The organism is Flavobacterium sp. JP2137, from assembly GCF_050562195.1.
Taxonomy (GTDB): domain Bacteria; phylum Bacteroidota; class Bacteroidia; order Flavobacteriales; family Flavobacteriaceae; genus Flavobacterium.
The window spans coordinates 3,397,532-3,422,736 of sequence record NZ_CP191647.1 but is presented as its reverse complement, the minus strand read 5'-3'; the positions used below and the strand labels follow the sequence as shown (position 1 = coordinate 3,422,736).

Annotated in this window: 22 protein-coding genes; 11 read left to right on the top strand and 11 right to left on the bottom strand. The window is 43.2% G+C overall.

Annotated features, from left to right (window positions below; genetic code table 11):
* Positions 1–179 precede the first annotated feature (179 nt).
* Genes nirK through ACQZ43_RS15120 form a run of 4 tightly spaced genes read left to right on the top strand, consistent with a single transcriptional unit; the run spans position 180 to position 4,370 of the window.
* Positions 180–1,649 (top strand): copper-containing nitrite reductase, encoded by a 1,470-nt coding sequence (gene nirK / locus ACQZ43_RS15135; RefSeq protein ID WP_430613529.1) that lies wholly within the window; start codon positions 180–182, stop codon positions 1,647–1,649.
* Positions 1,650–1,659: 10 nt separating this feature from the next.
* Positions 1,660–2,445 carry a formylglycine-generating enzyme family protein gene (locus ACQZ43_RS15130; protein ID WP_430613528.1) on the top strand — a complete coding sequence of 262 codons (786 nt, stop codon included), beginning with the start codon at positions 1,660–1,662 and terminating at the stop codon, positions 2,443–2,445.
* A 53-nt stretch (positions 2,446–2,498) separates the two neighbouring features.
* On the top strand, positions 2,499–3,101 hold the full coding sequence (locus ACQZ43_RS15125; protein WP_430613527.1) for an SCO family protein: 603 nt from the start codon (positions 2,499–2,501) through the stop codon (positions 3,099–3,101).
* A 12-nt stretch (positions 3,102–3,113) separates the two neighbouring features.
* Entirely contained in the window at positions 3,114–4,370 is a 1,257-nt protein-coding gene (locus ACQZ43_RS15120; protein ID WP_430613526.1) for an alginate export family protein, read from the top strand.
* Positions 4,371–4,597: 227 nt separating this feature from the next.
* On the opposite strand, the gene ACQZ43_RS15115 is transcribed toward ACQZ43_RS15120, so the two are convergent.
* From ACQZ43_RS15115 to ACQZ43_RS15090, 6 genes are all read right to left on the bottom strand, one after another.
* Entirely contained in the window at positions 4,598–5,044 is a 447-nt protein-coding gene (locus ACQZ43_RS15115; protein WP_430615702.1) for a CopD family protein, read from the bottom strand.
* Between the two features lie 6 nt (positions 5,045–5,050).
* A complete protein-coding gene (locus tag ACQZ43_RS15110) occupies positions 5,051–6,250 on the bottom strand; it encodes a hypothetical protein (RefSeq protein ID WP_430613525.1) in 1,200 nt (399 codons plus the stop codon).
* Positions 6,251–6,474: 224 nt separating this feature from the next.
* Positions 6,475–7,197 carry an iron-sulfur cluster repair di-iron protein gene (gene ric / locus ACQZ43_RS15105; RefSeq protein WP_430613524.1) on the bottom strand — a complete coding sequence of 241 codons (723 nt, stop codon included), beginning with the start codon at positions 7,195–7,197 and terminating at the stop codon, positions 6,475–6,477.
* A 211-nt stretch (positions 7,198–7,408) separates the two neighbouring features.
* Positions 7,409–9,643, bottom strand: coding sequence for a nitric-oxide reductase large subunit (locus tag ACQZ43_RS15100; RefSeq protein ID WP_430613523.1), 2,235 nt, complete (start codon positions 9,641–9,643; stop codon positions 7,409–7,411).
* 453 nt (positions 9,644–10,096) lie between these two features.
* A complete protein-coding gene (locus ACQZ43_RS15095) occupies positions 10,097–10,531 on the bottom strand; it encodes an RrF2 family transcriptional regulator (RefSeq protein WP_430613522.1) in 435 nt (144 codons plus the stop codon).
* A gap of 292 nt (positions 10,532–10,823) precedes the next feature.
* On the bottom strand, positions 10,824–11,324 hold the full coding sequence (locus tag ACQZ43_RS15090; RefSeq protein ID WP_430613521.1) for a hypothetical protein: 501 nt from the start codon (positions 11,322–11,324) through the stop codon (positions 10,824–10,826).
* A 538-nt stretch (positions 11,325–11,862) separates the two neighbouring features.
* On the opposite strand from ACQZ43_RS15090, the gene ACQZ43_RS15085 reads away from it, so the two are divergent.
* Positions 11,863–12,102, top strand: coding sequence for a hypothetical protein (locus tag ACQZ43_RS15085; protein WP_430613520.1), 240 nt, complete (start codon positions 11,863–11,865; stop codon positions 12,100–12,102).
* Between the two features lie 3 nt (positions 12,103–12,105).
* Here the strand turns inward: ACQZ43_RS15085 and meaB are convergent, their stop codons facing one another.
* A complete protein-coding gene (meaB, locus tag ACQZ43_RS15080) occupies positions 12,106–13,194 on the bottom strand; it encodes a methylmalonyl Co-A mutase-associated GTPase MeaB (RefSeq protein ID WP_430613519.1) in 1,089 nt (362 codons plus the stop codon).
* A 252-nt stretch (positions 13,195–13,446) separates the two neighbouring features.
* Between meaB and ACQZ43_RS15075 the strand changes: the two genes are divergently transcribed.
* Both ACQZ43_RS15075 and ACQZ43_RS15070 read left to right on the top strand, forming a co-directional pair.
* Positions 13,447–14,709, top strand: a complete 1,263-nt coding sequence (locus tag ACQZ43_RS15075; protein ID WP_430615699.1) for an MFS transporter — start codon at positions 13,447–13,449, stop codon at positions 14,707–14,709.
* The gene (locus ACQZ43_RS15070; protein WP_430613518.1) at positions 14,690–16,117 is read left to right on the top strand and encodes an FAD-binding oxidoreductase; all 1,428 of its coding nucleotides are present in this window, start codon (positions 14,690–14,692) and stop codon (positions 16,115–16,117) included. The genes ACQZ43_RS15075 and ACQZ43_RS15070 overlap by 20 nt, the downstream gene beginning before the upstream one ends.
* A gap of 300 nt (positions 16,118–16,417) precedes the next feature.
* Here the strand turns inward: ACQZ43_RS15070 and mgtE are convergent, their stop codons facing one another.
* A complete protein-coding gene (gene mgtE / locus ACQZ43_RS15065) occupies positions 16,418–17,734 on the bottom strand; it encodes a magnesium transporter (RefSeq protein ID WP_430613517.1) in 1,317 nt (438 codons plus the stop codon).
* A 144-nt stretch (positions 17,735–17,878) separates the two neighbouring features.
* Positions 17,879–19,246, bottom strand: a complete 1,368-nt coding sequence (locus ACQZ43_RS15060; RefSeq protein WP_430613516.1) for a DNA recombination protein RmuC — start codon at positions 19,244–19,246, stop codon at positions 17,879–17,881.
* A gap of 134 nt (positions 19,247–19,380) precedes the next feature.
* On the opposite strand from ACQZ43_RS15060, the gene ACQZ43_RS15055 reads away from it, so the two are divergent.
* Positions 19,381–19,983, top strand: coding sequence for a pseudouridine synthase (locus tag ACQZ43_RS15055; protein WP_430613515.1), 603 nt, complete (start codon positions 19,381–19,383; stop codon positions 19,981–19,983).
* 2 nt (positions 19,984–19,985) lie between these two features.
* Positions 19,986–21,005: a cation diffusion facilitator family transporter gene (locus tag ACQZ43_RS15050; protein ID WP_430613514.1), complete on the top strand. Its 1,020-nt coding sequence runs from the start codon at positions 19,986–19,988 to the stop codon at positions 21,003–21,005.
* Here ACQZ43_RS15050 and ACQZ43_RS15045 read toward each other — a convergent pair.
* Positions 20,989–21,777 carry an ABC transporter ATP-binding protein gene (locus ACQZ43_RS15045; RefSeq protein ID WP_430613513.1) on the bottom strand — a complete coding sequence of 263 codons (789 nt, stop codon included), beginning with the start codon at positions 21,775–21,777 and terminating at the stop codon, positions 20,989–20,991. The genes ACQZ43_RS15050 and ACQZ43_RS15045 overlap by 17 nt on opposite strands.
* A 47-nt stretch (positions 21,778–21,824) precedes the next feature.
* On the bottom strand, positions 21,825–23,027 hold the full coding sequence (locus ACQZ43_RS15040) for an MFS transporter (RefSeq protein ID WP_430613512.1): 1,203 nt from the start codon (positions 23,025–23,027) through the stop codon (positions 21,825–21,827).
* Between the two features lie 258 nt (positions 23,028–23,285).
* Between ACQZ43_RS15040 and ACQZ43_RS15035 the strand changes: the two genes are divergently transcribed.
* Positions 23,286–24,134: a transketolase gene (locus ACQZ43_RS15035; RefSeq protein WP_430613511.1), complete on the top strand. Its 849-nt coding sequence runs from the start codon at positions 23,286–23,288 to the stop codon at positions 24,132–24,134.
* A gap of 27 nt (positions 24,135–24,161) precedes the next feature.
* Positions 24,162–25,115, top strand: a complete 954-nt coding sequence (locus ACQZ43_RS15030; protein ID WP_430613510.1) for a transketolase family protein — start codon at positions 24,162–24,164, stop codon at positions 25,113–25,115.
* Positions 25,116–25,205 lie beyond the last annotated feature (90 nt).

Below are 25,205 nucleotides of genomic sequence, written 5' to 3'. Positions count from 1 at the left end.
GTATGCGCTATGCTTTTTTAGGTCGTTTTTGTTTAATTATGTCGGGTTTAAAAAACGGAAAAGCAACCGTTGAAAAGGTTTTAAAAAAAACCGGTTTACATGATAAAAATCATAATAAAGGACATTAACGTCTTTTATTTTTGTGTATATAAAATATACTAACAGCAAAATTAAATCGCATGAGAAAGAAATCGGTAAATCGGAAATTAAGTCAATGGTGTTTGGCAATAGCGGGAGTTTTCCTTATCGCTAATTTAGCTTCTTGTAAAGATACCGCTAAAAGCCGTGTCTCTGAAAACGGAGAACACATAATAACAAAAGGTCAGATGGTCGCTGAATTGACTGCCCCGCCGTTTGTTCCAGCTCCCGTAGGCAATCGAAAAGCCATGAAATTGGTAGTTAATATGGAAATTATTGAAAAGGAGGGTGAAATGGTAGATGGTGTAAACTATGTATATTGGACTTTTGGAGGAAGTGTACCTGGTAGTTTTATCAGAACTCGAGTGGGAGACGAGGTGGAGTTTCACTTAAAAAACCATCCGGATAATAAACTTCCACATAACATTGATTTACATGCTGTAACGGGACCTGGAGGAGGAGCTGAATCTTCTTTAGTAGCTCCTGGCCATGAAAAAACCTTTTCGTTTAAAACGTTAAATCCGGGACTTTATGTTTATCACTGTGCTACAGCACCAGTGGGTATGCATATCGCCAATGGGATGTATGGCTTAATCTTAGTAGAACCAGAAGGTGGATTGCCGCCTGTTGATAAGGAGTATTATGTGATGCAAGGAGATTTTTATACGGTTGGTGGTTATGGCGAGCGCGGTACCCAGCCTTTTGATATGACTAAAGCTATAAGTGAAAGCCCGGATTACGTGGTTTTTAACGGTAAGGTAGGCGCCTTAATTGGCGATAATGCACTAACGGCAAAAGTTGGAGAAACCGTGCGCTTGTTTGTTGGAAATGGAGGGCCAAATTTGGTGTCTTCGTTCCATGTTATTGGGGAGATTTTCGACAAGGTACACTTCGAAGGTGGGAGTCAGATTAACGAAAATGTTCAGACGACTTTAATCCCTGCGGGAGGAGCAGCTATAGTCGATTTTAAAGTAGATGTACCCGGTAGTTTTGTCCTGGTTGATCACTCCATTTTTAGAGCGTTTAACAAGGGAGCATTGGGGATTTTAAAAGTGACCGGTGAAAATAATGATAAGATTTATTCTGGAACGATTCAAGAGGGAATTTATCTGCCTGAAGGAGGTACGGTTCAAAGTATGCCTGCAGTAGCTGAGAGTAAAAAACCTGCTGTCGCGAAGACTTTAAGCGAACAATTGGTTCAGGGTAAAAACGTCTATATGAGAACGTGTTTTGCTTGTCATCAAGCTGAGGGGCAAGGGATACCGAGTGCTTTTCCACCATTGGCAAAGTCAGACTATCTAAACAAAGATGTTAACAGAGCTATTCGTACCGTTATTCATGGGCTAAGTGGAGAGCTTGTTGTTAATGGAGAGAAATACAATAGTGTGATGACCAGTCAGAATCTATCGGACGAAGAGATTTCCAATGTATTGACTTATATCTATGATAATTGGGGGAACAACAAAACCCGAGTTACTGTAGATATGGTTAAAGCCATGAGAAATAAATAAGGCTTTTGTTATGATAGTTCGCGATAATTTAAAATTTTTATTGGTTTTGTTTTGCACGGTTGTTTTTACAACGGCCTGGGGACAACAATCCAAGATGGCAGCTGTAAAGGGAGGGAATTACATCCCTCTTTACGGTGCTGATGTCGATGGCTCTCGAGTGGAAGTGGCTGATTTTCTAATGGACGTGTATCCAGTGACCAACGAACAGTATTTAAGTTTTTTAAAGACCAATCCAGAATGGCGGCGTTCCAAGATAAAAAAACTATTTGCAGATGGGAGTTACCTTGTCAATTGGGAAGGTGATTTGAACTATGGAAAATCGCAGTTACCCGATGCTGCAGTTACTAATGTATCTTGGTTTGCGGCTAAAAAATATTGTGAATGCCAAGGAAAGCGTTTACCTACTCTCGATGAATGGGAATATGCGGCCATGGCTGATGAAAAATTGGCCGATGCACGTTCTAAGGAAGCATACAACAATTACATACTCTCCTGGTATGAAAGGGCAAAGACGCAAAACAATCCCGTTGGGAGTACTTTTAAAAATTACTGGGGCATTTATGACCTCCACGGCTTAGTTTGGGAATGGACTTCCGATTTTAACTCCGTTTTTGTTTCAGGCGAATCGAGAAAAGCCCTGCAAGGTGACTCCAATTTGTTTTGTGGAAGCAGTTCTGTAGGTGCGTCAGATTTGATGAATTACGCCGCTTTTATGCGTTATGCGTTTCGCGGTAGTATCAAAGCGAGTTACAATATTAAAAATCTGGGTTTTCGGTGTGCTAAAAATGGGGGCTAACTGCTTGTACATTATTTAAAAAAATAGAACCGCAAACTGTAAAAAAAATAAAAATGAAAAAATATCTAGTACTCATAGGCTTATTGCTTGTTATGCAGGGTTGTAATATCAAGACACAACAAACAGAAGCTGAGTTAAAATCGAACGATACGACCATTTCGGAATTGTCTATTTATAATCTTCCGTCAAAATGGACCGATCAGGATGGACGGGATTTAGAACTCAAAGAACTTCGTGGTGATGTATTGGTCATGGTCATGATTTACACTTCTTGTCAAGCGGCTTGTCCGCGATTGGTTGCAGATATGAGGCATATCGAGCAGAATTTATCCGATAAAACAAAACCACATGTAAAATTTTTATTGGTGAGTATAGATCCAGAAGTAGATACACCAGAGCGTTTAAAAGCGTTTTCCATTGAGAATAAAATGGATGGAAATCAATGGGTATTCCTGCGATCTACAGAGGATAATACCCGCGAATTTGCGGCTGTTTTAGCGGTGAATTACAAAAAAATATCACCGATTGATTTTTCGCATTCGAACATTATTAGTGTGTTTAATGCCGAGGGAGAACTGTATTTCCAACAAGAAGGACTTGGTGTCAGTTATAATCAAACGATAGAAAAAATCACCGAAGCAGTCGATGCCAATTAAACATAACAAAGGATGAGCTGGACAAAAATTATGGGAACGGTGGTTTTGACTTTGACATATGCTACGGTTTGCGCTCAGCAACTCGATGTTGATTTGCAATTAAGACCGCGTTTTGAATATCGAAATGGGTTTAAAACCATTTTAAAAGATGCCGAGCGGGAAGCTGCTTTTGTATCGCAACGATCTCGATTGAACATCCGTTTTGAAGCCGATAAGGTACAGTTAAAAATAGCACTTCAAAACGTGCGCGTATGGGGAGATGTACCGACCAATACAACTGCTGACAAAAACGGTATTGCTTTTTTTGAGGCATACGGATTGTATCGATTTACAGCCTATTGGGATATTAAAGTAGGAAGACAAGTTTTGTCTTACGACAATCAACGCATTTTCGGAGAAGTGGATTGGACACAGCAAGCACAAAGCCATGATGCAGCGGTAATGACTTACAAAAAAGCCCATAATCGATTGGATATCGGAGCGGCACTAAATGCCGATGCAGAGGATTTAATAGAAAAAAAGTATGAAACCAAAAACTATAAGTCTATGCAGTTTGCCTGGTTCAATACCCAGCAAGGTGCCTTTAGTATTAGTGGTTTGATCTTGAATACGGGTTATGAGTACGACAAAACAGCTACTGAGTTTAAAGTTGACTATTTGCAGACCATAGGGACGTATGGCCAATTTCAAGGCAAAAATACCGTTGCGGATATTGCTGTTTACACGCAGTTTGGAAAACGAGACGGCGCGAGAGTAGAGGCTTGGAATTTTGGGGCAAAGGTAAGCCATCAAATAAATGAGCAATGGAAAATGGGATTGGGCTATGAGTATTTGTCGGGAACACCGACAAGCAATCAAACGGGTAAATTAAAATCATTTACACCTCTTTTTGGTACCAATCACGCCTTTAATGGATATATGGATTATTTTTATGTTGGCAATCACTTGAATTCAGTAGGACTGTCCGACATAAACGCAAAATTGAATTTTAAAATCAATCAGTTTCAATTGAATCTAATACCACATGTCTTTTTTTCGGCGGCAACTGTAGAAAATGCGCAAGCTAAAAGCATGGACAGTTATTTGGGGACGGAAATCGATTTGGTGGGGAGCCTTCAATTGCATAAAGATGTCACATTGGGATTTGGATATGCTCAGTTGTTTGCTTCAACAACACTGGAAACTTTAAAAGGTGGAAATGCAGCTACTAATAATTGGGCATGGGTTTCGATAAATTTCAACACTTCTATATTTAATTTTGTCAAATAGATAGCGATTAAAAAGGCTAAAGCAGGTTAATTATTAATTCACCTATAGGCGCTGTTCTTTTCTATAACAGCGCCTATCTTTTTAAGGAATCGGTTGTTGGTTAACCATGCCTAAAGAGGCAGATTTCATCAAGCCTAGTTGTAGTTCGTATTGACGAAAGGAAAGCCGATATCGGTCGCCTTAGAAGCCTGTTTAATGGATGCCGATGGGAATTATTCTATTCGGGTTTAAATGCCTCCAAAACGCATGCTGGAACCTACAACGAGCATGCTGAGGCCGATTAAGCTAATCAACAAGATGTGAATCGCCATTTCAATCAGGTTTTTAGAACTGAGTTTGGGGATAATAAAAAGTCGTGCATGTACAGCTAAAACCGCTGTTAACAATAATAAAGTCAGTTTTATCGAGACAACGCGTTCAATGGGATTCGAAAAGGAAAACCACGACTGCATAGTGACTCCGTATTTGTAAGCCATAAAGACACCTGTTAGCAGTAATATCAACAGCGCAGGCAAGCCTATGGGTTCAAATTTCTTTTCGAAGTTGGAAATAATGCTGCTGTCTCTATCTCGTAAAGCCTGCGGCAAATAACGACACAATAACAGTAGGTGACCGCCTACCCAGATAGTGGCGGCAATGAGATGCAATATTAATAGTAAGTGATGACTCATAATTTTTTTTTATTGAGATTTAATCAGGGATCCAATTAGCAGTGCTAATGCCAATGGTAATCCAATACTCGCAAGTAGAAGTAAGAGGTGGTAGTGAGAAAAAATACCCTGTTCAAAATAAGTCAATACCCCTTGAGTAAACAGTATTATTTCTGTTGCTGCAAAACAAATCAAGAACAGCAGTAAGGCTGCTTTTGATAAAGCCGTTTGAAAAGCAAGGGTATCGCTGACAAAGGCAAGTAAAAAGCCCGTTATCAAGCCCAATGAAGTGAGGTGTGTAAAACCAATGACAAAATTTCGAATTTCATGAGAAACCGCAGCAATCTCTGGAAATAACGTCATGGACTGAATCGTGATCTTTAGTACAAGAGAAATTAAAGCAAAGGCATATAGAGTAGCAGTCGTTCTAGAGAATAAAGTTGTTAATTTGGAGTAGTGAGGTCGAATCAGTCTGTAAAAGGCAGAGATACTAAAACCCTGTAAGATAAGTCCCAAGCCATTAATCCACGGTAATATGGTATATGGAAAATACCAACTTAATGGCAGTGAAAAGGTCAATAAAGTAGCAAAAACAAGCGGATATAAAAACCATTTAAATGCGATGGGGTTCAGGTTACAATTGTTAACTCGTAGTTTTTTTATAAAAACGGCCAATACGCCAAATGTAAACCAACCGTTAAACTGAAAGTGTATAAAGAACTGGATAACAGTATGATAAAAGGCATTTCCTTTTGCTCCACTAGCGGCGACAGGCCCTAAGCACCAAACCCCCAAAGTGGAAAACAGCATAAAGAAAAGCGCCGTAAATAAAAGCTTTTTTTCGGGAGTAGCAATCGACTTGTCGTCTTGCCACACGCGATAGCAAAAATAATAACTGCAGAAAATATGCAGGGTAGAAAAGCCTATGGAAACAACGGCATAACCCTGTAATGGAAAACTGAGTATCATGCCTATAATGGAAAACTGAGTAATCCAAAACAGCCGGTTGTAACGTTTTATAGTAGCCGGTGTTTTAGGGATAAAATCGTGAAATATCAAAGCGTACAACATCAGGTAAACCCAACCCAACATGGCTGTATGAGAATGACCATGCAGCAGGAATGCATAGTTGATTTCTAAGGGGAGTACATAGGCATATCGCAACAAAACCCCCATCATTGCGGCAAGGAAAAAATTGATTAGACAGCAGATTAGCCAACTTTTTTTCATATACAATTACGATTTATTCGTCCAAAGGACAGGTGGTTTCTATCGTGGATTCCTCGGTGATTCCATGCAGTCAATATTGCAGTTATAGCGGATTATTGAAAACTTTTAGCTGTTGAAAAACGATACGGTCAATGGGCTGTATGGGTAAGAGACCGTCACTAATATCAAGTTTACAGCGCGAACAGGTGAATCAGCGATAGGGTTCGCGCTGTTGTTACTTAAAATTAAGCCATCCGTTTTTCCAATTCGATGGATTGCGGGAATAAAATATTGTTTTCTAAGTGGATGTGCTTGTGTAAATCGCGTTCAAACTCTTCCAACATGGCATACGTAATCTTATAAGTATTACAGGCATCAGAAGGAGGTGTATAATTATTGGTGATACCGGCAATTTTTCTAAAGCGCTCTCCTTCGTGATCGTGATCTTCCATCATCATGGCAACCGGATTTTCGACGCTGCCAAAATGTGCAGCTTGTATCTTTTCATTTCCGATTTGGGCACCGACCATCTTCCGGACAAAGGGAAATAATATCAATTCCTCTTTTTTTAGGTGTACCGCCAGTTCCTGTGCAGATTCTTTAAATAATTGTTCAACCTCTAAAAGCTCTGGGTGGTTTTGCCCATGTACACGGCTTAACTTATTGAGGAATTGTAATAAAACAGGCGTTTTTTCTTCGATATAGCGATGATGTGTTTTTTCGACGTAGTCGGTCAACAAGTCCAAAGGCCAAGTTTTATAATCGATGCTTGAGCTTGTTTGATGAGCCAATACTTCGTCCAACACTTCGAGCAAGCGATTGCTATCTAGCGTTTTCTTTTCACAAACTTCTTCAATTGTGCGGTGACCTTTACAACAAAAGTCGATGCCGTGTTTGGAGAAAATAGCGGCAGTTCTATAATCCTGAGCTACAATTTCTCCGATGGTCATTTTTACTGTTGTTTTCATAATATAAGTACTAATTGTGTTTAAAAATTCTTTTTAAAAGTATCTAAAAACGTATCTGGGATACGATTAGTCGATATTTATTACTAAGTTATAACTTTTTTTACAATAAAAGACCATTTAGTCCTTTATTGTTTTTGTTCGGGAGTAACTTTTAAAATCGGTTGATTTTTAGCTGCCATCAACCGATTTGATGCCTGTGTATTAGCTGTGTTTAATTCTTTTTTCTCAGTGTTAAAACAAAGACGAACCAGCACAAGGCTAGTGCTCCAATACCAAACACGGTATCGCCGATTGCGCGCAACCATTTTAAAGTAATCATCGCGGGTTGTTGCATGAGTTCGCTTGATCGGGCATACCACATTCCGTGTTCGATACTTTCGATCGCTTGCCAAATGCCGATAGGTAAAAGGCTCAGTAGGGACATGGCGAGCAATCCGATGTTTAGCGACCAAAATATAAATCGAAGATATTTTTCATTCCACATTTCTGAACGGTATAAACTGCGCAGTACAAATAACATCAGACCGATTCCCAACATACCGTAAACGCCAAACAAGGCGGTATGCGCATGCAAAGGGGTAGTGTTTAAACCTTGTATGTAGTATAAGGCAATTGGCGGATTGATGATAAAACCGAAAACTCCAGCACCTAAAAAGTTCCAAAAAGCTACTGCTATCATAAAATATATCGGCCATTTATACGCTCTCACCCAGTTGTTGGCTTGGGATAATTTATAGTTATTAAAAGCTTCATAACCAATTAAAACTAAGGGAACGATTTCTAATGCACTAAAAGTAGCACCAAAAGCCATTACGCTGGTAGGAGTTCCAGAAAAATACAAGTGATGGCAAGTACCGATTATTCCCCCTGTCAGGAATATGATGGTAGAGAAAATGACATTTATAGTGGCGGTTTTGGTTTTTAATAAGCCCAACCGAACAAATAGAAAAGCGATAACTACAGTGGCAAAAACCTCAAAGAAGCCTTCCACCCATAAGTGGACTACCCACCATCTCCAGTATTCAGCAATAGCTAGATTGGTCTGTCGCTCCCACATTAAACCGGCGCCATAAAAGGAGGCAATCGCAGTACAGGATATCAGGAACATGATGATGAGGTTTTTCTCTGGCGTTTTTTGTCGAATTATCGGCAACAGCGGTCGAACCATCAATGCCAACCAGAGGAAAAGGCCGATCAATAAGAAGATTTGCCAGAATCGTCCTAAATCTACATATTCGTATCCTTGGTGACCGAACCAGAAATTATCGACTAGATTTAACTTTTGCATGACACCCATCCATTGGCCGGCCATGGAGCCCAGTACGATGATCAACAAGGCGATGAAGAGAAAATTGACCCCTACTACTTGAAATTTGGGATCTTTACCGGATACTGCAGGAGCTATGTATAATCCTGTGGCTAACCAAGCAGTTGCAATCCAAAAGATAGCTAGTTGCGTATGCCAAGTTCTCGTTACGGAGTACGGCAATATTCGATCTAGGGGAATTCCAAAAAAACCATTGCCCTCTACGCCGTAATGGGCTGTGACTACTCCTAGAATAACCTGTAATAAGATTAGTAAACTGACCACCCAGAAATATTTTTTGATGCGATACATAGACGGAGTCATAGCTTCCTTTAAAAGCGGATCATGAGCGGGTGCTTCTAGTTCTTCGCCCTCTCCGGATTTGACGTGATAGAAAACTAAAATTCCAATGCACAAAATCAAAAGAATCACACTTACTCCAGACCAAACCAGTAAATCCTTTGTGGCGGTATTGCCAACTAATTCTTCTGACGGCCAATTGTGCGTATAGGAAATAATTGAGTTTGGGCGCTCGGTTACTGTTGCCCACGTTGCCCAAAAGAAAAAAGCATTCATTTTTCGCATTCTTTCGACATCTTTAATCGCCGATTTAGGGATGGCATAGTCATGACGCAATTGGTCAAATTCGGGAGCGTCCATGAATAAGCCTTCATAGTATGAACTCAGATATACAATGGCTTCAGCGCGCTCGTCAGAAATGGTGATGGTCTGGGTGTTTGGGTCATAAGTATTCTTGCGTACGTCTTTCTGAAGGCGAATTTGCAATGCGGCTTTTTCCTCATCTCCTATAGCTTTAAAAGTACTGTTGTAAGTCGTTGCGGCATATTTGTCTAAAATATATAAGGCCTCTCGATGCAACCAATCCGCTGTCCAATCAGGAGCTACATATGCCCCGTGTCCCCATATTGAGCCCACTTGCTGACCACCTAAACTTTGCCAAATATTCTGTCCATCCTTAATATCTGTGTCTGTGAAAATAACCTCTCCATTGTTTGTCATGATTCGCTGGGGGATAGGGGGAGCTTGCTGGTATATTTCATATCCAAAATAGCCCAATATGGCAAATGAAATGCCCATTACTAAGGCAAATCCAATCCACAATTTTTTTTCTTTTGTCATCTCTGTCTAAAATATATAATAAAGGATGTTTTTGTCCTTTATTGTAGTTAAAAAAAATGCTGTAAAAACAACACCGTTAATGAATCGATTAATTTTGTTATAAGTTGGTTTTTAGTTAATCCTGACAAATTTCCAGATTAGATCCGTAAAAAGCATATAGGGTTGCTTAGACAATTTTATCATGTAGTAGTGTTTTAATAGTATAAATTAATAAGAGTTTTTCCTCCACATCCAAGCGAGCGTGTGGGTGAAAGGGACTTCCCTTATAAGTGCGCTCGTCTGCTAGAACTGTTTGCAAAAAGCGATGCATGATACTTTGGTGCTCCGACCAGCGATTTTGTATTTGCTGGTTAAAAATAGTGCGAGTAATTCATCCCCGCGGATGTTTTCGTAAAAGGAATCGACCAATAATTGCACATCTTCCAGATTCGTAATGTCCTTAGTCATGGTTTTTTAAATTTTTAAATAAGTAGAACCGCTTTTTATACCTAATGCCAACTCTTCTAAAGTCGTAGTGCAAAGCATTTTTTTTAGTTCTTCGCGTATGTTTTTAAATTTGTTGTGAACCGGACAAGGTTGCACTTCAGAACATTGTTTCAATCCGATAGCGCAGCTATTATATACGGCATCACCATCGATAGCCGATACTATTTGGGCGAGCTTGATTTGGGCGATTAAATCTTTGGGAATATCAAAACCCCCGCTAGGCCCTTTGGTCGAATTAATCACCTTATGCTTGACTAGCGTTTGCAATATCTTAGCGGTAAAAGCTTCCGGAGAATCGATTTTTATAGCAATGTCTTGCAGACCAACTCGTTGGTCTCTATAAGATTCAGCTGCGATAAAAATCGTCGCTCGAATAGCGTATTCACAAGTTTTTGAAAACATAATTTATCGCGTTTGGAAGACAAATATACGAATATTTATAATATAGGATAAATTTGTCCGAAATTATTTTGTAGTTTTAATATCTGGTTTGTACTAAGGCTTGGTATGATGTTAATTTTTTTTGAAATAAATTAGGGCTCCCTATAGCGGTATGTCGTTTTTTCGAGGGGTAAGGAAGGAAACACTGTTTTTATGCTTAGGCGGTAGTTTTGTGATTATGTAAAACAAAAAAACAGCCACTTCAGTAAATCGAGGCAGCTGTTTTTATCAAATTAGATTGGAACAATTACAATTATTTTTTAAGGCTAAAACCGTAGGCGATTCGAATCCCCAACTGATCGGTTTGGTAGTCGTTATACCTTTCATAATGCAGGTTGATATCTATGTATTTATTGGCAAATCCGATGGCTGGAGCCCATATAAAGGTGTTGCCCATTTCGCGATGGGTACCAAAACCCGCGCCCAACTCACCTTGTAAATAAAGGTTTTTGCCCAAAAAAGACTTAAAACCCGCTTTTGCGGGTACCAATCCCAAATCGCCTTCGGAACTAAACAGGTGGGTATAACCCGATGTGGCGGTTATCGATGTTTTTCGAGTTAAATCGTATTGCAAACGCGCATCTAATCCCAAAGCGGCATCGTAAGTGTTGTTGGTCGGCAGTCCGCCATTGATTCCAAATCCCACTCGAAACCCTTTTGGGTAGGTGTTTTTGGTTTGCGCACTCACGGTTGTTGCACTCCATAGTCCCACTGCTAATAGAGCGAAAAAGAGTTGTTTAGACCTGTTTTTCATAGTTTTAAGAATTAGATTATCCATGCTTGACCACGCTCAGCACTGATTGCGGCGCTGTCCATTTGTTACTTTGGCCTCGTTTTCCTTTAAAGCATTCGCAAGCGAAGTGCGAAAGAGGGGCTTAGCTCCACTATAAATGCAAATAATACGCCACTTAGTGAGATTTTTATGGGGCAGTTCGGGCTTTTTTTTATAGCTATCGGAGTTTCAAAGACTTATAGTTGCATAAAAAGTAAGGAATTTGAGATTCATTCAGGCGAAGTCTGTATCTTTGTGCTGCAGTGGACACGCAACTGTGGCGCCCTTTGGGGGGTTGTGGTGCGGAGGTGTTTGATTATTAGTTGTTTAATCGAAATACAGTCCTTGTGGTGTTGCCAACTGCACTGGGTTGCTTTTCCCCGATTTGTGGATTGGAGCATCGTTATGACGAGACGTTCCGCCCGATAAATGCGGTGCTGCCCAGATTATGTCCTAAGTATATGGACCCGTTGTAAAGAGAGTATAACCTAAAACCTGGTGTTTTTAAAAGCGTATAAACATGGAGTTACCAAAATTTGTCTTAGCAGACAACACCGACTATGCCGATGATATTTTTATCGTGCATTTAGATTTTCCGAGATTTATTATCAATCTAAACACGGACGATGTGGAATTTTTAGAATCTATAGAGGAGTCTGAAGAATCGGAGATCGAATCGGAAATGGAAATACTGATCGAAGAAGCCGGTGCGTTTTACGACCGCGAAATGCTTCGCTATGCCGAAGGCGAAGCCGAGTAAATTCTAAGGTTTAAAGTACAAATCCAAAATGGACTGAGCAGCTGCAAAAGGTGATATTTCATTGTTTTGCACTGCTTTTTTGTTTTGTGCAATCAACTGGGCTACGGCCGGGTAATTGTAAAAGTGTAAAAGCACGTTTTCATTGATGGTTTCCATCATCCAATACTGACTCTGCTCACGGCGTTGTTGCGCAAAGTGATGGTTGGATTGGGTGAGTTGAAGGTAGTCCTGTATCATGTCCCATATCGCAGCGATACCCGAATGTTCAATCGCGCTACAGGTCATCACTTTTGGGGTCCAATCCGAGGCCTTTTTGGGAAACAGATGTAGGGCTCGATTGTATTCTACCTTGGCCATCTGTGCCTTTCGGATGTTTTCGCCATCGGCTTTGTTGATCACCACGGCATCGGCCATTTCCATTATCCCCCTTTTGATACCTTGCAGCTCATCGCCCGCACCCGCCAAGTTGAGCAGCAAGAAAAAATCGACCATGCTGTGCACGGCGGTTTCGCTTTGTCCCACACCCACGGTTTCCACCAAGATGGTGTCGAAACCACAGGCCTCACACAAGATAATGGTCTCGCGGGTTTTGCGGGCTACGCCTCCCAAACTCTCGCCAGATGCCGAAGGACGGATATACGCATTGTCGTCTTTGACCAATTCCTCCATACGGGTTTTATCGCCTAAAATACTGCCTCGGGTAAGGGTGCTACTCGGGTCTATGGCCAATACGGCTACCTTTTTGCCCAAGCCGGTCAGCAATTTACCAAAAGATTCGATAAAAGTGCTTTTACCCACGCCCGGTACTCCTGTTATACCGATGCGTATCGAGCGGTCTGCATGCGGTAAACAGCCCTGAATAACGGTGTTGGCCTGCTCGTGATGGGCCGGATTAATGCTTTCGACCAAGGTGATGGCCCGACTCAAGGCCACCTTGTCGCCCGCGATGATTTTCGCAATCAGGGTTTCCGGCGCATCCTGCTGCAAACGCCTTTGCTGAAATGCCGCAATCTTGCTGCTATTGACGATTTCAGGGGCATCGATTCCAGCATTTTCCTTTAAAGCAGAGTTATGGGGTAGGTCTTTACTCACGAGAATAACAGTTTAATCGTAAAAGTAGTAAAATCTTTAGAGATAACCCCACGATTGCGGGCTTAGTTACCGTTAAAATTCCGCCGATACCGCCCGAGTACTACCCCAATCTTACCGCTATTCTATAGTACGACTCTCGAATATTTTCCATTCCACTGTTGAATTAAACGCGAATCGAACCAATTGTTTACTGTTTTTATATCCTTTGTTTTAGCGGTTCTTCCTATCTTTGCCCTTGCAAAAACTCACACTATTATGTTCCGATTTTCTTCCAAAAAAAAGGCTGTCGATTCCCTAAAAACAACGGATAACGCTTCCAAAACCGTCTTCCCCATCTTGTTTGCCATCAGTTTAGCGCATTTGCTCAACGACCTATTACAGGCGGTTATTCCGGCGGTATACCCGATGCTAAAAACCAATTACGACTTAAATTTCGCACAAATAGGTATGATTACTTTTTGTTTTCAGGTGTCGTCTTCGCTGTTGCAACCCCTAGTAGGTGCCTATACAGACAAACACCCCAAACCCTTCTCTCAAATAGCCGGTATGGTCTTTACCTTTCTGGGAATTATTACCCTGGCATACGCATCGAGTTATTATTGGGTGCTTTTGGCGGTGGTATTAGTGGGCATAGGTTCCTCGATTTTCCATCCGGAATCCTCTCGAGTGTCTTATATGGCTTCGGGCGGAAAGCGCAGTTTGGCGCAGTCGATTTTTCAAATTGGCGGTAATATGGGGAGTGCCCTGGCCCCTTTACTGGTGGCGTGGATCGTCATTCCCAACGGACAAACTCATATCTTGTGGTTTATAGCCTTTGCGCTGTTGGCCAAAGTGGTGCTGTTTTACATCGGATCCTGGTATAAAAACATTTTGCAAGTCTCTAAAAACATCCAGAAAAAACAGCTGCTATTACCGGATTTATCACCGACACGTATCGTTTTTTCCGTTTCGATTTTATTGCTGTTGATCTTTTCCAAGTTTTTTTATGTGGCGAGTATCACGAGTTATTTCCAATTCTACACCATGGATAAATTTGGCATCAGCGAAGTTCAAGCCCAAGTATATCTATTCTATTTCTTGATTTCCGTAGCCTTGGGTACCCTAGTTGGGGGTTTCTTTGGCGATCGATTGGGGCGAAAATACATCATTTGGTTTTCGGTTTTGGGCGTAACGCCGTTTACCCTGGCCTTGCCTTATGTATCCTTGGCGTGGACCGGGTTTTTGGTGGTGCTCATCGGTTTTATACTCTCCTCGGCATTCCCGTCTATTTTGGTGTATGCACAGGAATTATTGCCCAAAAAAATCGGTATGGTTTCGGGATTGTTTTACGGCTTTGCCTTCGGTATGGGCGGACTGGGTTCTGCCGTGCTCGGATGGTGGGCCGACCGAACTTCTATCGAACACATTTATACCATTTGTTCGTATTTGCCGTTAATAGGAATTATAGCTTGTTTCTTACCCAATATGAAAAATGTGAAATTTAAAGCGGAAAATCATGGAACCGACCAAGTATAAAGTCGTCGATCAGGAGGTCATCAAACAGCTGCAGGAGCGCTTTGGAGCGGACAACGTCTGGATGGAAGAAGCGGTCTTGCGCGAATACGGCAGCGATCAAACCGAGGATTTGGTATTTCCTCCTGCAGTGGTCTTAAAGCCGCGCAGCACCGAAGAGGTTTCTCAAATGATGAAGTTTGCCCATGAGGCTGGTGTTCCCGTAGTTGCTGTTGGAGCGAGAACGGGTTTAAGCGGCGGTATTTTAAATGTGCACTCCGGTATTGCCCTGTCGATGGAAAGGCTGAACCGCATCGTGGCGATCGACGAGCAAAATTTGCAAATTACCGTACAACCGGGAGTGGTAACTCAGGTTTTGCAAGAAGCGGTCGCGGCAAAAGGGCTGTTTTATCCGGTGGATCCCTCGAGTAGAGGGAGCTGTTTTATCGGAGGAAATGTGGCGGAAAACGCCGGCGGTGCTCGAGCTGTAAAATATGGTGTCACCAAGGATTACGTTTTGAATTTGGAAGTGGTCTTGGCCGACGGTAGCGTGATTTGGACCGGTGCCAACACCCTAAAAAATGCCACGGGCTACAACCTGACACAGCTCCTGGTGGGCAGTGAGGGAACCCTGGGTATAGTAACCCAAATCGTACTGCGGTTGTTGCCCGCACACAGCCATGAGGTCTTGATGCTGGTGCCCTTCTACAAGATGGAACAGGCTGCCGAAGCCGTAGCGGCTATCTTTAGAGCGGGTGTGGTGCCGAGTGCCGTGGAATTTATGGAACGCGAGGCCCTGGATTGGACCTTGAATTACATCGGCGAAGACATCGGCCAACTGCCCGAGGGCATACAGGCGCAATTGCTGATCGAAGTCGATGGGAATTATCCCGATGTCTTGTTTGCCGAAGCCGAAAAGATAGCCGAAGTCGTGGGGGCTTTTGAAATTGACGACATCCTTTTTGCCGACTCGGAAGACCAGAAAAATGCGCTGTGGAAACTGCGCCGAAACGTGGCGGAAGCCGTGAAGTCACAATCGATTTACAAAGAAGAAGATACCGTGGTACCGCGATTCGAATTGCCCACCTTGCTCAAGGGAATCAAGGCAATCGGCGCTAAATACGGATTTCGCAGCATTTGCTACGGTCATGCGGGCGACGGCAATTTACACGTGAATATCCTAAAGGAAAACCTCACCGACGCCCAATGGCAGCAAGCGGTACCGCAGGGAATACGGGAGATATTTGAATTGACCGTAGCCTTGAAAGGCACGCTGTCTGGCGAGCACGGCATTGGCTATGTGCAAAAGAACTATATGGACATTGCCTTTAGCGCGGTGGAACTCGAACTGATGAAGGGGATTAAAAGGGTATTCGACCCCAAGGGAATCTTAAATCCCGGAAAGATTTTTCCAGATGCTAGTGGGCACTAAATAAATTTCGTTTGATACGCGCTCGCGCCAGCATCTTGCTGGTGCGCATAAAACTTCGTCCTTATTTTTTTTTACAAAAGCAGCAACTGTACTTCATGAAATAATTTGGAAGATTAGTTTTTTTGGATACCAGCGTGACGCTGGCACCAACGACGGAGTAAAAGATATAGAATTCTTCTTGTATAGATTAATCACTATTTTTACATAAACACAACATTTAGGATTGATCCGATAAACATCCCTTTTTTATCCCGGCAAAACGCGGGCTTAAAAAAGGGATGCCATACCGCCTGAGCGGTTCTATAACAATTTTCCCGACAGGAAAAATGCCGCAATGGAAAAGTAAATGATCAAACCCGATACATCGACCAAAGTGGCGACAAAAGGGGCGGAGGCCGTAGCGGGGTCCATTTTGAACTTGCGCAGTACAAACGGGATTATCGAACCCGATATCGTTCCCCACAGCACGATCAGCAACAGCGAACAAGACACGCTTAAGGCTACGAATAACCAAAATTCGCCATAGTCGTAAATGCCGGCTTTCTGCCATATTAAGATACGAATAAATCCGATTACACCCAAAATTCCTCCCAACATCATTCCCGAAGCGATTTCCTTTTTCATTACATACCACCAATCGCTGAGCTTGAGGTCGCCCAAGGCCATGGCGCGGATAATCAACGAGGCGGCCTGTGATCCGGAGTTTCCACCACTGGAAATAATCAGGGGCACAAACAAGGCGAGTACCACGGCTTTTTCAATTTCACCGTCGTAATAGCTCATTGCGGAAGCCGTTAGCATTTCTCCCAAAAACAAGACCACCAACCAACCGGCGCGTTTGCGCACCAATTCCATCAACGGTGTTTTGGTATAAGACATGTTTAGCTCTTCCAAACCTCCAAATTTCTGTATGTCTTCCGTGTCTCTATCCTTGATCCGATCCAAGATGTCGTCAAAGGTTACTATACCGACTAAGACCCCGTTCTCCGTGATAATAGGCAGGGCAGAGCGATCGTATTTTTCAAAGATGTCAAAGGCCTCTTCCATAGGCGTAGTGGTGATAATCGCCTTAAAACTACGGTCGATCAATTCCGCTATGGTCGTCTCGGGTTCGGCCATCAAGAGCTGGCCTATTTTTAAATCGTCGATCAAGACGTTGTTGTCGTTGATCACGTAGATATAATTGAGGGTCTCGGCTTTTTTACCGTATTTTTTAATGTGTTGCAGCACCTGTGCTACGGTTTTGTGCTCCTTGGTTTGTATGTACAAAGGCGTCATTAACCGCGCAATGCTGTCTTCCTTATAACCGATCAGATCCAAGGCGATTTGCTTCTCGGTATCGTTGAGTAGGTTTATCGAATACTTGATCAGCTCGTCGGGAAAGTTTTCAAACAATTCCGTACGGTCATCGGGTTCCAAGTTGTTCAATACCTCCGCATAGTCTTCTTGAGCCAGGCTCTTGACGATTTGGGTTTGGATGTCGAAATCAAAAAGCGAAAAAACACTGGCTTTCTGCTCGCTGTTGAGTTTTAGAAACGCCAGGTCCCGCTCTTTCTTTTTTAAATGAGAAAGCTCTTCGGCAATATCCGCTGGATGCACATCGATGTAGTAGTTCATAGAAGCCGTTTATAAGGTTAAATATCGTAGAAAGAAGTCCCAAATGACCAAATTGAGGTAGTGAAAACTACCGCATATAACTTCCAAGGTAGAATTTTTCCATGCTATCGACTGCAAATATATAAAATGCTTCTTTACCAAAGGCTAATCGATCGGTTCAATACCGGTTTCGGTCTGCTGTAGCAGCTGTTCGGGCAGTGATTTTTTGGTTTTTGCACCCATTTTCTTGAGTTTTTCCACCGAAGCAATCAAATTCCCCCTACCGCTGGTCAATTTGTTCATTGCGAGGTGGTAATCCGTTTTGGCCTCTTCCATCTTTTTTCCAATGCGTTGGAGGTCGCCGACAAATCCTTCAAACTTATCGTATAACAATCCGGCTTGTCGCGCAATCTCGTAGGCGTTTTCCTGTTGTTTTTGGTGTTTCCACATACTGTCGATCGTGCGTAGGGTTGCCAATAGGGTAGACGGGGTTACGATGACAATGTTTTTGTCGAATGCCATGGTGTACAATTGCGGCTCGGAATTGAGTGCCTGCGAAAAGGCCGTTTCTATGGGGATAAACAACAAGACAAAATCCGGACTCTGCAACTGGTAGAGGTCCGAATAGTTTTTAGCGGCCAATTGGTCTAAGTGCTTCTTGATCGAAAGGAGGTGCTCGGCCAAATAGCGCTTTTGAGTGCTTTCGTCTTCCTCATTGATAAAGCGCTCATAGGCCGTTAGAGATACCTTGGAGTCGATGATCATTTTTTTGTTGTCGGGCAAATGGATAATCACATCGGGATAAAGCAAATTGCCCGCGCTGTTGTGGTGGCTTTTTTGCACCTCGTATTCGCGTCCCTTTTCCAAACCGGATTTTTCCAACACCCGCTCCAAAATCATTTCGCCCCAATTTCCCTGCATCTTGCTATCGCCCTTTAAGGCCTTGGTCAAATTGAGGGTTTCCTGACTCATTTGTAGGTGCAACTGCTGTAGGCCGACAATCTGCTGACGCAAACTCGCGTGGTGGTCGATACTCTCTTTGTGCGTGCTTTCCACCTTGCGCTCAAAGTTCAGAATCTTCTCCTGTAACGGGCTCAGTATGTTTTGGAGGTTCTCCTTGTTTTGATGGGTGAATTTCTGCGTTTTCTCGTCCAATATCCTTGTCGCCAATTGCTCGAACTCCAGGGTAAACTGCTGACGCAATTGTGCGGTTTCGGACTTGTGCTGCTCCAAGCGCTCCAATAAGTTGTGGTATTCGGTATCGCGAATCGACACCCGAGCGATGAGCTCTTGATTGTCGTGAACCACGAGCTGACGCTGCTCTTCTACGGCCGTTCGCTGTTGTATTGCCTCCTGTTTATACTGGTCGAAGAGCTGCTGAAGCTGCTGTGCTTGCTGCGCTAAAAAGAGGTTTTTCTCCTCTTGGCGAATCAAGGTGTTTTTGGTTTGTTGCTTGGCGAATATGCCGCCGAGCACAAACGCAATTGCGGGAAGCGCGAGGAGTAATATATAGAGAATAAACGGTGGTATCATGAGCTACAGTTAAGGAATACAAAGGCGAATATACAGGCAAAAATACGAATTTTAGCATTTATAAATAAAAATCTCCAAGGTGGCAGCCTATAAAATTGCGTATATTTGAGCACTTAATTTTAAAAGCATCCCGCATGAGTTCCACCGCTTTTTTTGACGATAAAGATTTGGAAAAGGTACACCGCCACTTCCTGCTTTACAAGCCTCATGGGTATATCAGTCAGTTTATATACGAAAAGAAAAGGGCCAAGAAAAAACTGGGAGAGTTGTTTGATTTTCCCGAGGGTACCATGGCAATTGGACGTTTGGACGAAGATTCAGAAGGCCTGTTGATGCTGACCACCGATGGTGGCGTTAGTGAGCGGGTGCGCAGTGCGCACTTTGAAAAGGAGTACTATGTGCAAGTTGACGGTTTGATTACCGAAGCGGCTATTGCCGCCTTGCAACAAGGTGTGGAGATCGGCTTTAAGGGAACGCGTTATACCACCAAACCCTGTGTGGCTTTTGCCATAGAAAGCTTGCCCGACTGGATTGGAGTGGGCAGAAGGGTGCGCGACGAGAGACACGGACCTACGAGCTGGGTGGGATTGGTGCTGACGGAGGGAAAATTTAGACAGGTGCGCAAAATGACCGCCGCCGTTGGGTTTCCGACCCTTAGACTGGTGCGCGTTCGCATTGGTCAAACCTCCTTGCGTGGATTAGAAGTAGGTGAAGTTAAAGAATTAGATTTGATATAATTATGAGGGCAAATACGACCGCTAGAGAAAATTACCAGTTTCAAAAAATTGTAGCTTTTGTTGGCGTAACCCTATTCGTCATCAAAGTAGGGGCTTGGTATTTGACCAATTCCGTAGCGATTTTAACCGACGCCTTGGAAAGCGTTATCAATGTAATCAGCGGTTTTGTAGGTCTCTATAGTCTGTATTTATCCGCCTTGCCCCGAGATAAAAACCACCCCTACGGTCATGGAAAAGTGGAGTTTCTCTCCGCTTCCGTAGAAGGAGCCCTGATCGTATTAGCGGGATTTATCATCATTTACGAAGCGATCCGCAACCTGAAGTCCCCACAGCCGATTTCGCAATTGGATTACGGGATTTTACTGGTGGGAATCACCGCGGTAGTCAACTATGTTTTGGGTTGGTATGCCGTTAAAAAAGGAAAGAAAAACAAATCCTTGGCCCTGGTTGCTAGCGGGCGACACCTGCAGTCCGATACCTATTCCACCATCGGGATTATAATCGGATTGGTGCTGATGTACCTGACCGATTACTTCTGGTTGGACAGCGCTGTGGCCTTTGTCTTTGCCCTAATCATCATTATTACCGGTTATAAGATAGTGCGCGGAGCGATTTCGGGTATCATGGATGAAACCGATGAGGAATTGCTCAAGTCGGTGGTGCAGAACCTGCAGGAAATACGCCGCGACAATTGGATTGATTTACACAATATGCGCATCATCAAATACGGTAGTGTATTGCATTTTGATTGCCACATGACCATTCCGTGGTATTTTAATATAGTCGAAGGACATGAGGAGGTCGAATTATTGCAGGCCGAGGTTTGTAAAAGCTTTGGCGACGAGGTGGAGCTCTTTGTTCACATGGATGATTGCAAGTCGTTTTCGTGTAAAATATGCAGCAAAACCGATTGTGCCGTGCGCCAATTTCCCTTTGAAAAACAAATCGAGTGGACCCGAGAAAACATCTCTTCCAACAAGCGACATACCCTGGATACCGATACGACTACTGGTCGAGAATAAACCGCTTTTGCTCCCGGTCAAAGCGAATACTGGGGTCGTCGAACAAATCTTGGAGTTCGGAACCTTGAATTAGGGCTGCTGTGGTGTTGTGTATGAGTCCCTGCGGACGCATCAGCAACAATTCGTCGCTCAGTTGCAAGGCCAAATCCATGTCGTGCGTAGAAAAGAGTATGCATTTGTGCTGGGTACGACACAGTTTTTTCAACAGCCGAAACAAGGATATTTTGTGGTATAAGTCCAAATGAGTAGACGGCTCGTCCAGGATAATCAAAGGCGTGTCTTGTGCTATGGCACGGGCAATCAGGGTTTTTTGAAGCTGGCCATCGCTGATTTGCCCCACTTTTTTATCTCGCAAATCACGGGTTTCCGTAACGCTTAAGGCCGTTTCAATTTTTTCTTTGTCCAAAGCCGTTAAAGCGCCCATCCAATCGGTATAGGGAATTCTGCCCAAGGCGACTAATTCATATACGGTTAACTGATTGTTGGGGATTTTCTCCGTTAAGACCACGCTGATTTGTGCGGCTAAATCGCTGCGACTATAACTGCTCAGCAGTTTGTTGTTGAGGTGAATACTGCCATCCAAGGGCGGTTGCACACCCGAAAGGGTTCGCAACAGCGTCGATTTGCCGATGCCGTTTAGCCCGAGTAAGGAAATGAGCTTGTTGGGGTACAATTGAAAGTTAATCGCCGAAGCAACGGTGTGGGTATTCGCCTTTTGAGCATAGCCTACAGCGAGGTTTTTCACTTCTAAAAGAGGAGGTAAGTCAGCCATAATATCGAGTTCTCCACAAATATAGAAACAAAAATCTAATCGCGCGGTTACATTTTCTTCATAACCCAGTAGAATCCAAGGGAGGCAACCACAATTAAGCTGCCCGTCGCTATCCACAGCACATCAAATCCGTACTTTTCTGCAATCGTTGTTCCGAACAAAGGCGAGAACACGTGTGCCGCGGAAAAGGCTAGGGCGTTGATTGCCATATACGAGCCGCGATTGGCCGCTGTCGATCGGTTGACACCCACGGTAGAGGAAAAGGGCAATACCATAATCTCCGATACGCAAAGCAAAAACATCGCGAAATACAAGATGGGTAAGCCTCCTGGTAACAATAGGGCCAAGAAGGAAATACCGCATATAGCCGTTCCGATAATGATGTTCTGACGCAGGGAGAATTTCTTTTCCGCAACGTGAACGATAATCATTTCAAAGCCAAAAACGATCACACCACTAAAGGCTATTAACAACCCAATGCTGGTTTCACTGAGCAAGTGACTCACCTTGTAAAAAAGCGGTAGGGAACTAAACAACTGGTAGAAGCAGGTGGCGTATATGGTGAGGAAAATACTGAAAATCACGTATTTCTTGTCGAAATAAGCCGATTTTACAGGGCTGTCCGTCACTTGTTGTGCCTGCTGTTGCAGGGCCAAATCATTGCCTTTGCGGCCTCTAAAAAAGAAAAAGAAAACCAATCCCGCCAAAAACACCATAACGGCGTTGGTGTAAAACAAAATGTTATAGGAGTATGCCGCTAGAAAACCACCCATGGCCGGACCTATGGAAAACCCGAGGTTTAAAGCCATGCGGTTTAGGGAAAAGGCACGAGTTAAGTTTTGTGGTTTGGCGTAATAGGATACCGAAGCGCTGTTGGCCGGTCTAAAAACTTCGGTGATAAAGCTCAGTCCGATAACGGCAAAGCACAGCGATTCAAAATCTCTAAAATACGGCAGCAGTATAAAAACGGGAACCGATAAAAACAAACTGATGTTTTGAGTGGTATAATGACCGAGTTTATCCGTCATCCATCCGCCCACCAGAGAACCCAATATGGCTCCTACACCAAAACAGCTCAGGGCTAAGCCCACCTGCCGCAAGTCAAATCCCAATTCGGTACTCATATACACGCCGAGAAAGGGAATAACCATGGCTCCACTTCGGTTGATCAACATCACTAGGGCCAAAATCCAAGTAGCTTTAGATAAGCCTCTATAGGAGTCGAGATAAGATTGCCAAATACGGTTCATGGGAAGGGGATTTTTAAAGGGTTATGCCTTGTTTTTTAAGGCTGCAAAATTACTTTATTTTATAGGGATAAGCCGATGGATTTCTTTAATGTTTTCTTAAAGTAATACTAAAGTTATAAAGTACTGTTTTATAGGTGAAACTTTTTTAAATCCCCGCGCTAGCAATTGATATAAGCCAATGAAAATTGCTGGATTGATGTGATTAGCTGCGATAATCTGATTATATTTGCTTACTGAATCATTCTATAAAAAATATAAATGAAACCAAACACACAACAATTAATTGATTTAACTACACAAGTAAGAAGAGATATTCTTCGCATGGTACACGCTGTGAATTCGGGGCACCCTGGAGGCTCTTTGGGCTGTGCGGAGTTTTTCGTAGCGCTTTACCAAGAGGTTATGGAACGCAAGGAAACCTTTGAGATGAACGGAACGGACGAGGATATTTTCTTTCTTTCCAACGGGCATATATCGCCGGTTTTCTATAGTGTTTTGGCGCGAAGCGGCTATTTTCCAGTGAGTGAATTAGCGTCTTTTAGAAAAATTAATACCCGTTTGCAAGGACATCCCACTACACATGATCACTTACCGGGCATCCGTATGGCTTCCGGATCATTGGGTCAAGGACTCTCTGTGGCCTTAGGTGCAGCACAAGCAAAAAAATTAAACGGGGATTCCCGTCTGGTTTACGTGCTTTTGGGAGATGGAGAATTGCAGGAAGGTCAGAATTGGGAGGCGTTGATGTATGCCGCTGCCAAGAAAGTAGACAACGTGATTGCGACGGTCGACTTAAACGGTAAGCAGATTGACGGTTCTACCGATGAGGTTTTGCACATGGGATCGATTCGCGCGAAATTCGAAGCTTTTGGATGGGATGTGTTGGAGATTGAAAAAGGAAACGATATTCAGGCGGTAATCGAGGGATTGAGACTGGCGCAATCGCGTACAGCTAACGGGAAACCAGTAGCTATATTGTTGCATACCGAAATGGGCAATGGCGTGGACTTTATGATGAATACCCATGCTTGGCATGGAAAGGCGCCTAACGATGCACAATTGGAAGCTGCCTTAAGTCAAAATCCAGAAACGCTAGGAGACTATTAATCCCACTTTTAAATCGAAGAAGACAACATGAAAAAATATACAAATACAGGAAGTAAGGATACGCGTTCAGGTTTTGGAGCGGGTCTGACAGAACTGGGACAAAAGAATGAAAATGTAGTAGCGCTGTGTGCGGATTTAATCGGTTCGTTAAAAATGGACGATTTTAAAAAAAATCATCCCGAGCGTTTCTTTCAAATCGGAATTGCCGAGGCCAATATGATCGGTATCGCGGCAGGACTAACCATAGGCGGGAAAATTCCGTTTACCGGAACCTTTGCCAACTTTTCAACGGGTCGGGTTTACGATCAAATTAGACAGTCGGTAGCCTATTCGGAAAAAAACGTGAAAATCTGTGCTTCTCACGCGGGATTAACCCTGGGAGAGGACGGAGCGACACACCAGATTTTAGAAGATATCGGATTGATGAAGATGTTGCCCGGAATGACGGTAATCAATACCTGCGATTACAATCAAACCAAAGCAGCTACCTTGGCTATAGCCGAGTATGAAGGACCGGTATACTTGAGATTTGGCCGTCCGGTGGTGCCTAACTTTACGGCCGAAGACCAGCAGTTCGAAATCGGTAAGGCCGTGGTTTTAACCGAAGGTACAGACGTGACCATCTTGGCCACAGGTCATTTGGTATGGGAGGCTTTGGAAGCCGCCAACATCTTGGAGCAAAAGGGTATTTCTGCCGAAGTGATCAATATACACACGATTAAACCCTTGGACGAAGAGGCGATTTTAAAATCGATTCGCAAAACCGGCTGTGTGGTAACGGCAGAGGAGCACAACTTCTTAGGAGGTTTGGGCGAAAGCGTTGCCCGTGTATTGAGCCTTAATCATCCAGCAGCACAAGAATTTGTTGCGGTAAGCGATACTTTTGGCGAATCGGGTACACCGGAACAATTGATGGATAAATACGGATTGAATTCCAGCGTTATCGTGGAGAAAACCGAAAAGGTTATTAAGCGAAAATAAGTTTTTCAAAACCTATTGCAAATTATAAACCGCGATTTAGCCCAGCTAAATAGCGGTTTTTTTGTGTAGTCCGCTGTGGTATTCTGGGGA

Excerpts from the sequence above, each read along its gene's own strand:
- nirK (WP_430613529.1), top strand. The coding sequence starts at position 180 with ATGAGAAAGAAATCGGTAAATCGGAAATTAAGTCAATGGTGTTTGGCA.
- ACQZ43_RS15130 (WP_430613528.1), top strand. The coding sequence starts at position 1,660 with ATGATAGTTCGCGATAATTTAAAATTTTTATTGGTTTTGTTTTGCACG.
- ACQZ43_RS15125 (WP_430613527.1), top strand. The coding sequence starts at position 2,499 with ATGAAAAAATATCTAGTACTCATAGGCTTATTGCTTGTTATGCAGGGT.
- ACQZ43_RS15120 (WP_430613526.1), top strand. The coding sequence starts at position 3,114 with ATGAGCTGGACAAAAATTATGGGAACGGTGGTTTTGACTTTGACATAT.
- ACQZ43_RS15110 (WP_430613525.1), bottom strand. The coding sequence starts at position 6,250 with ATGAAAAAAAGTTGGCTAATCTGCTGTCTAATCAATTTTTTCCTTGCC.
- ric (WP_430613524.1), bottom strand. The coding sequence starts at position 7,197 with ATGAAAACAACAGTAAAAATGACCATCGGAGAAATTGTAGCTCAGGAT.
- ACQZ43_RS15100 (WP_430613523.1), bottom strand. The coding sequence starts at position 9,643 with ATGACAAAAGAAAAAAAATTGTGGATTGGATTTGCCTTAGTAATGGGC.
- ACQZ43_RS15095 (WP_430613522.1), bottom strand. The coding sequence starts at position 10,531 with ATGTTTTCAAAAACTTGTGAATACGCTATTCGAGCGACGATTTTTATC.
- ACQZ43_RS15090 (WP_430613521.1), bottom strand. The coding sequence starts at position 11,324 with ATGAAAAACAGGTCTAAACAACTCTTTTTCGCTCTATTAGCAGTGGGA.
- ACQZ43_RS15085 (WP_430613520.1), top strand. The coding sequence starts at position 11,863 with ATGGAGTTACCAAAATTTGTCTTAGCAGACAACACCGACTATGCCGAT.
- ACQZ43_RS15070 (WP_430613518.1), top strand. The coding sequence starts at position 14,690 with ATGGAACCGACCAAGTATAAAGTCGTCGATCAGGAGGTCATCAAACAG.
- mgtE (WP_430613517.1), bottom strand. The coding sequence starts at position 17,734 with ATGAACTACTACATCGATGTGCATCCAGCGGATATTGCCGAAGAGCTT.
- ACQZ43_RS15060 (WP_430613516.1), bottom strand. The coding sequence starts at position 19,246 with ATGATACCACCGTTTATTCTCTATATATTACTCCTCGCGCTTCCCGCA.
- ACQZ43_RS15055 (WP_430613515.1), top strand. The coding sequence starts at position 19,381 with ATGAGTTCCACCGCTTTTTTTGACGATAAAGATTTGGAAAAGGTACAC.
- ACQZ43_RS15050 (WP_430613514.1), top strand. The coding sequence starts at position 19,986 with ATGAGGGCAAATACGACCGCTAGAGAAAATTACCAGTTTCAAAAAATT.
- ACQZ43_RS15045 (WP_430613513.1), bottom strand. The coding sequence starts at position 21,777 with ATGGCTGACTTACCTCCTCTTTTAGAAGTGAAAAACCTCGCTGTAGGC.
- ACQZ43_RS15040 (WP_430613512.1), bottom strand. The coding sequence starts at position 23,027 with ATGAACCGTATTTGGCAATCTTATCTCGACTCCTATAGAGGCTTATCT.
- ACQZ43_RS15035 (WP_430613511.1), top strand. The coding sequence starts at position 23,286 with ATGAAACCAAACACACAACAATTAATTGATTTAACTACACAAGTAAGA.
- ACQZ43_RS15030 (WP_430613510.1), top strand. The coding sequence starts at position 24,162 with ATGAAAAAATATACAAATACAGGAAGTAAGGATACGCGTTCAGGTTTT.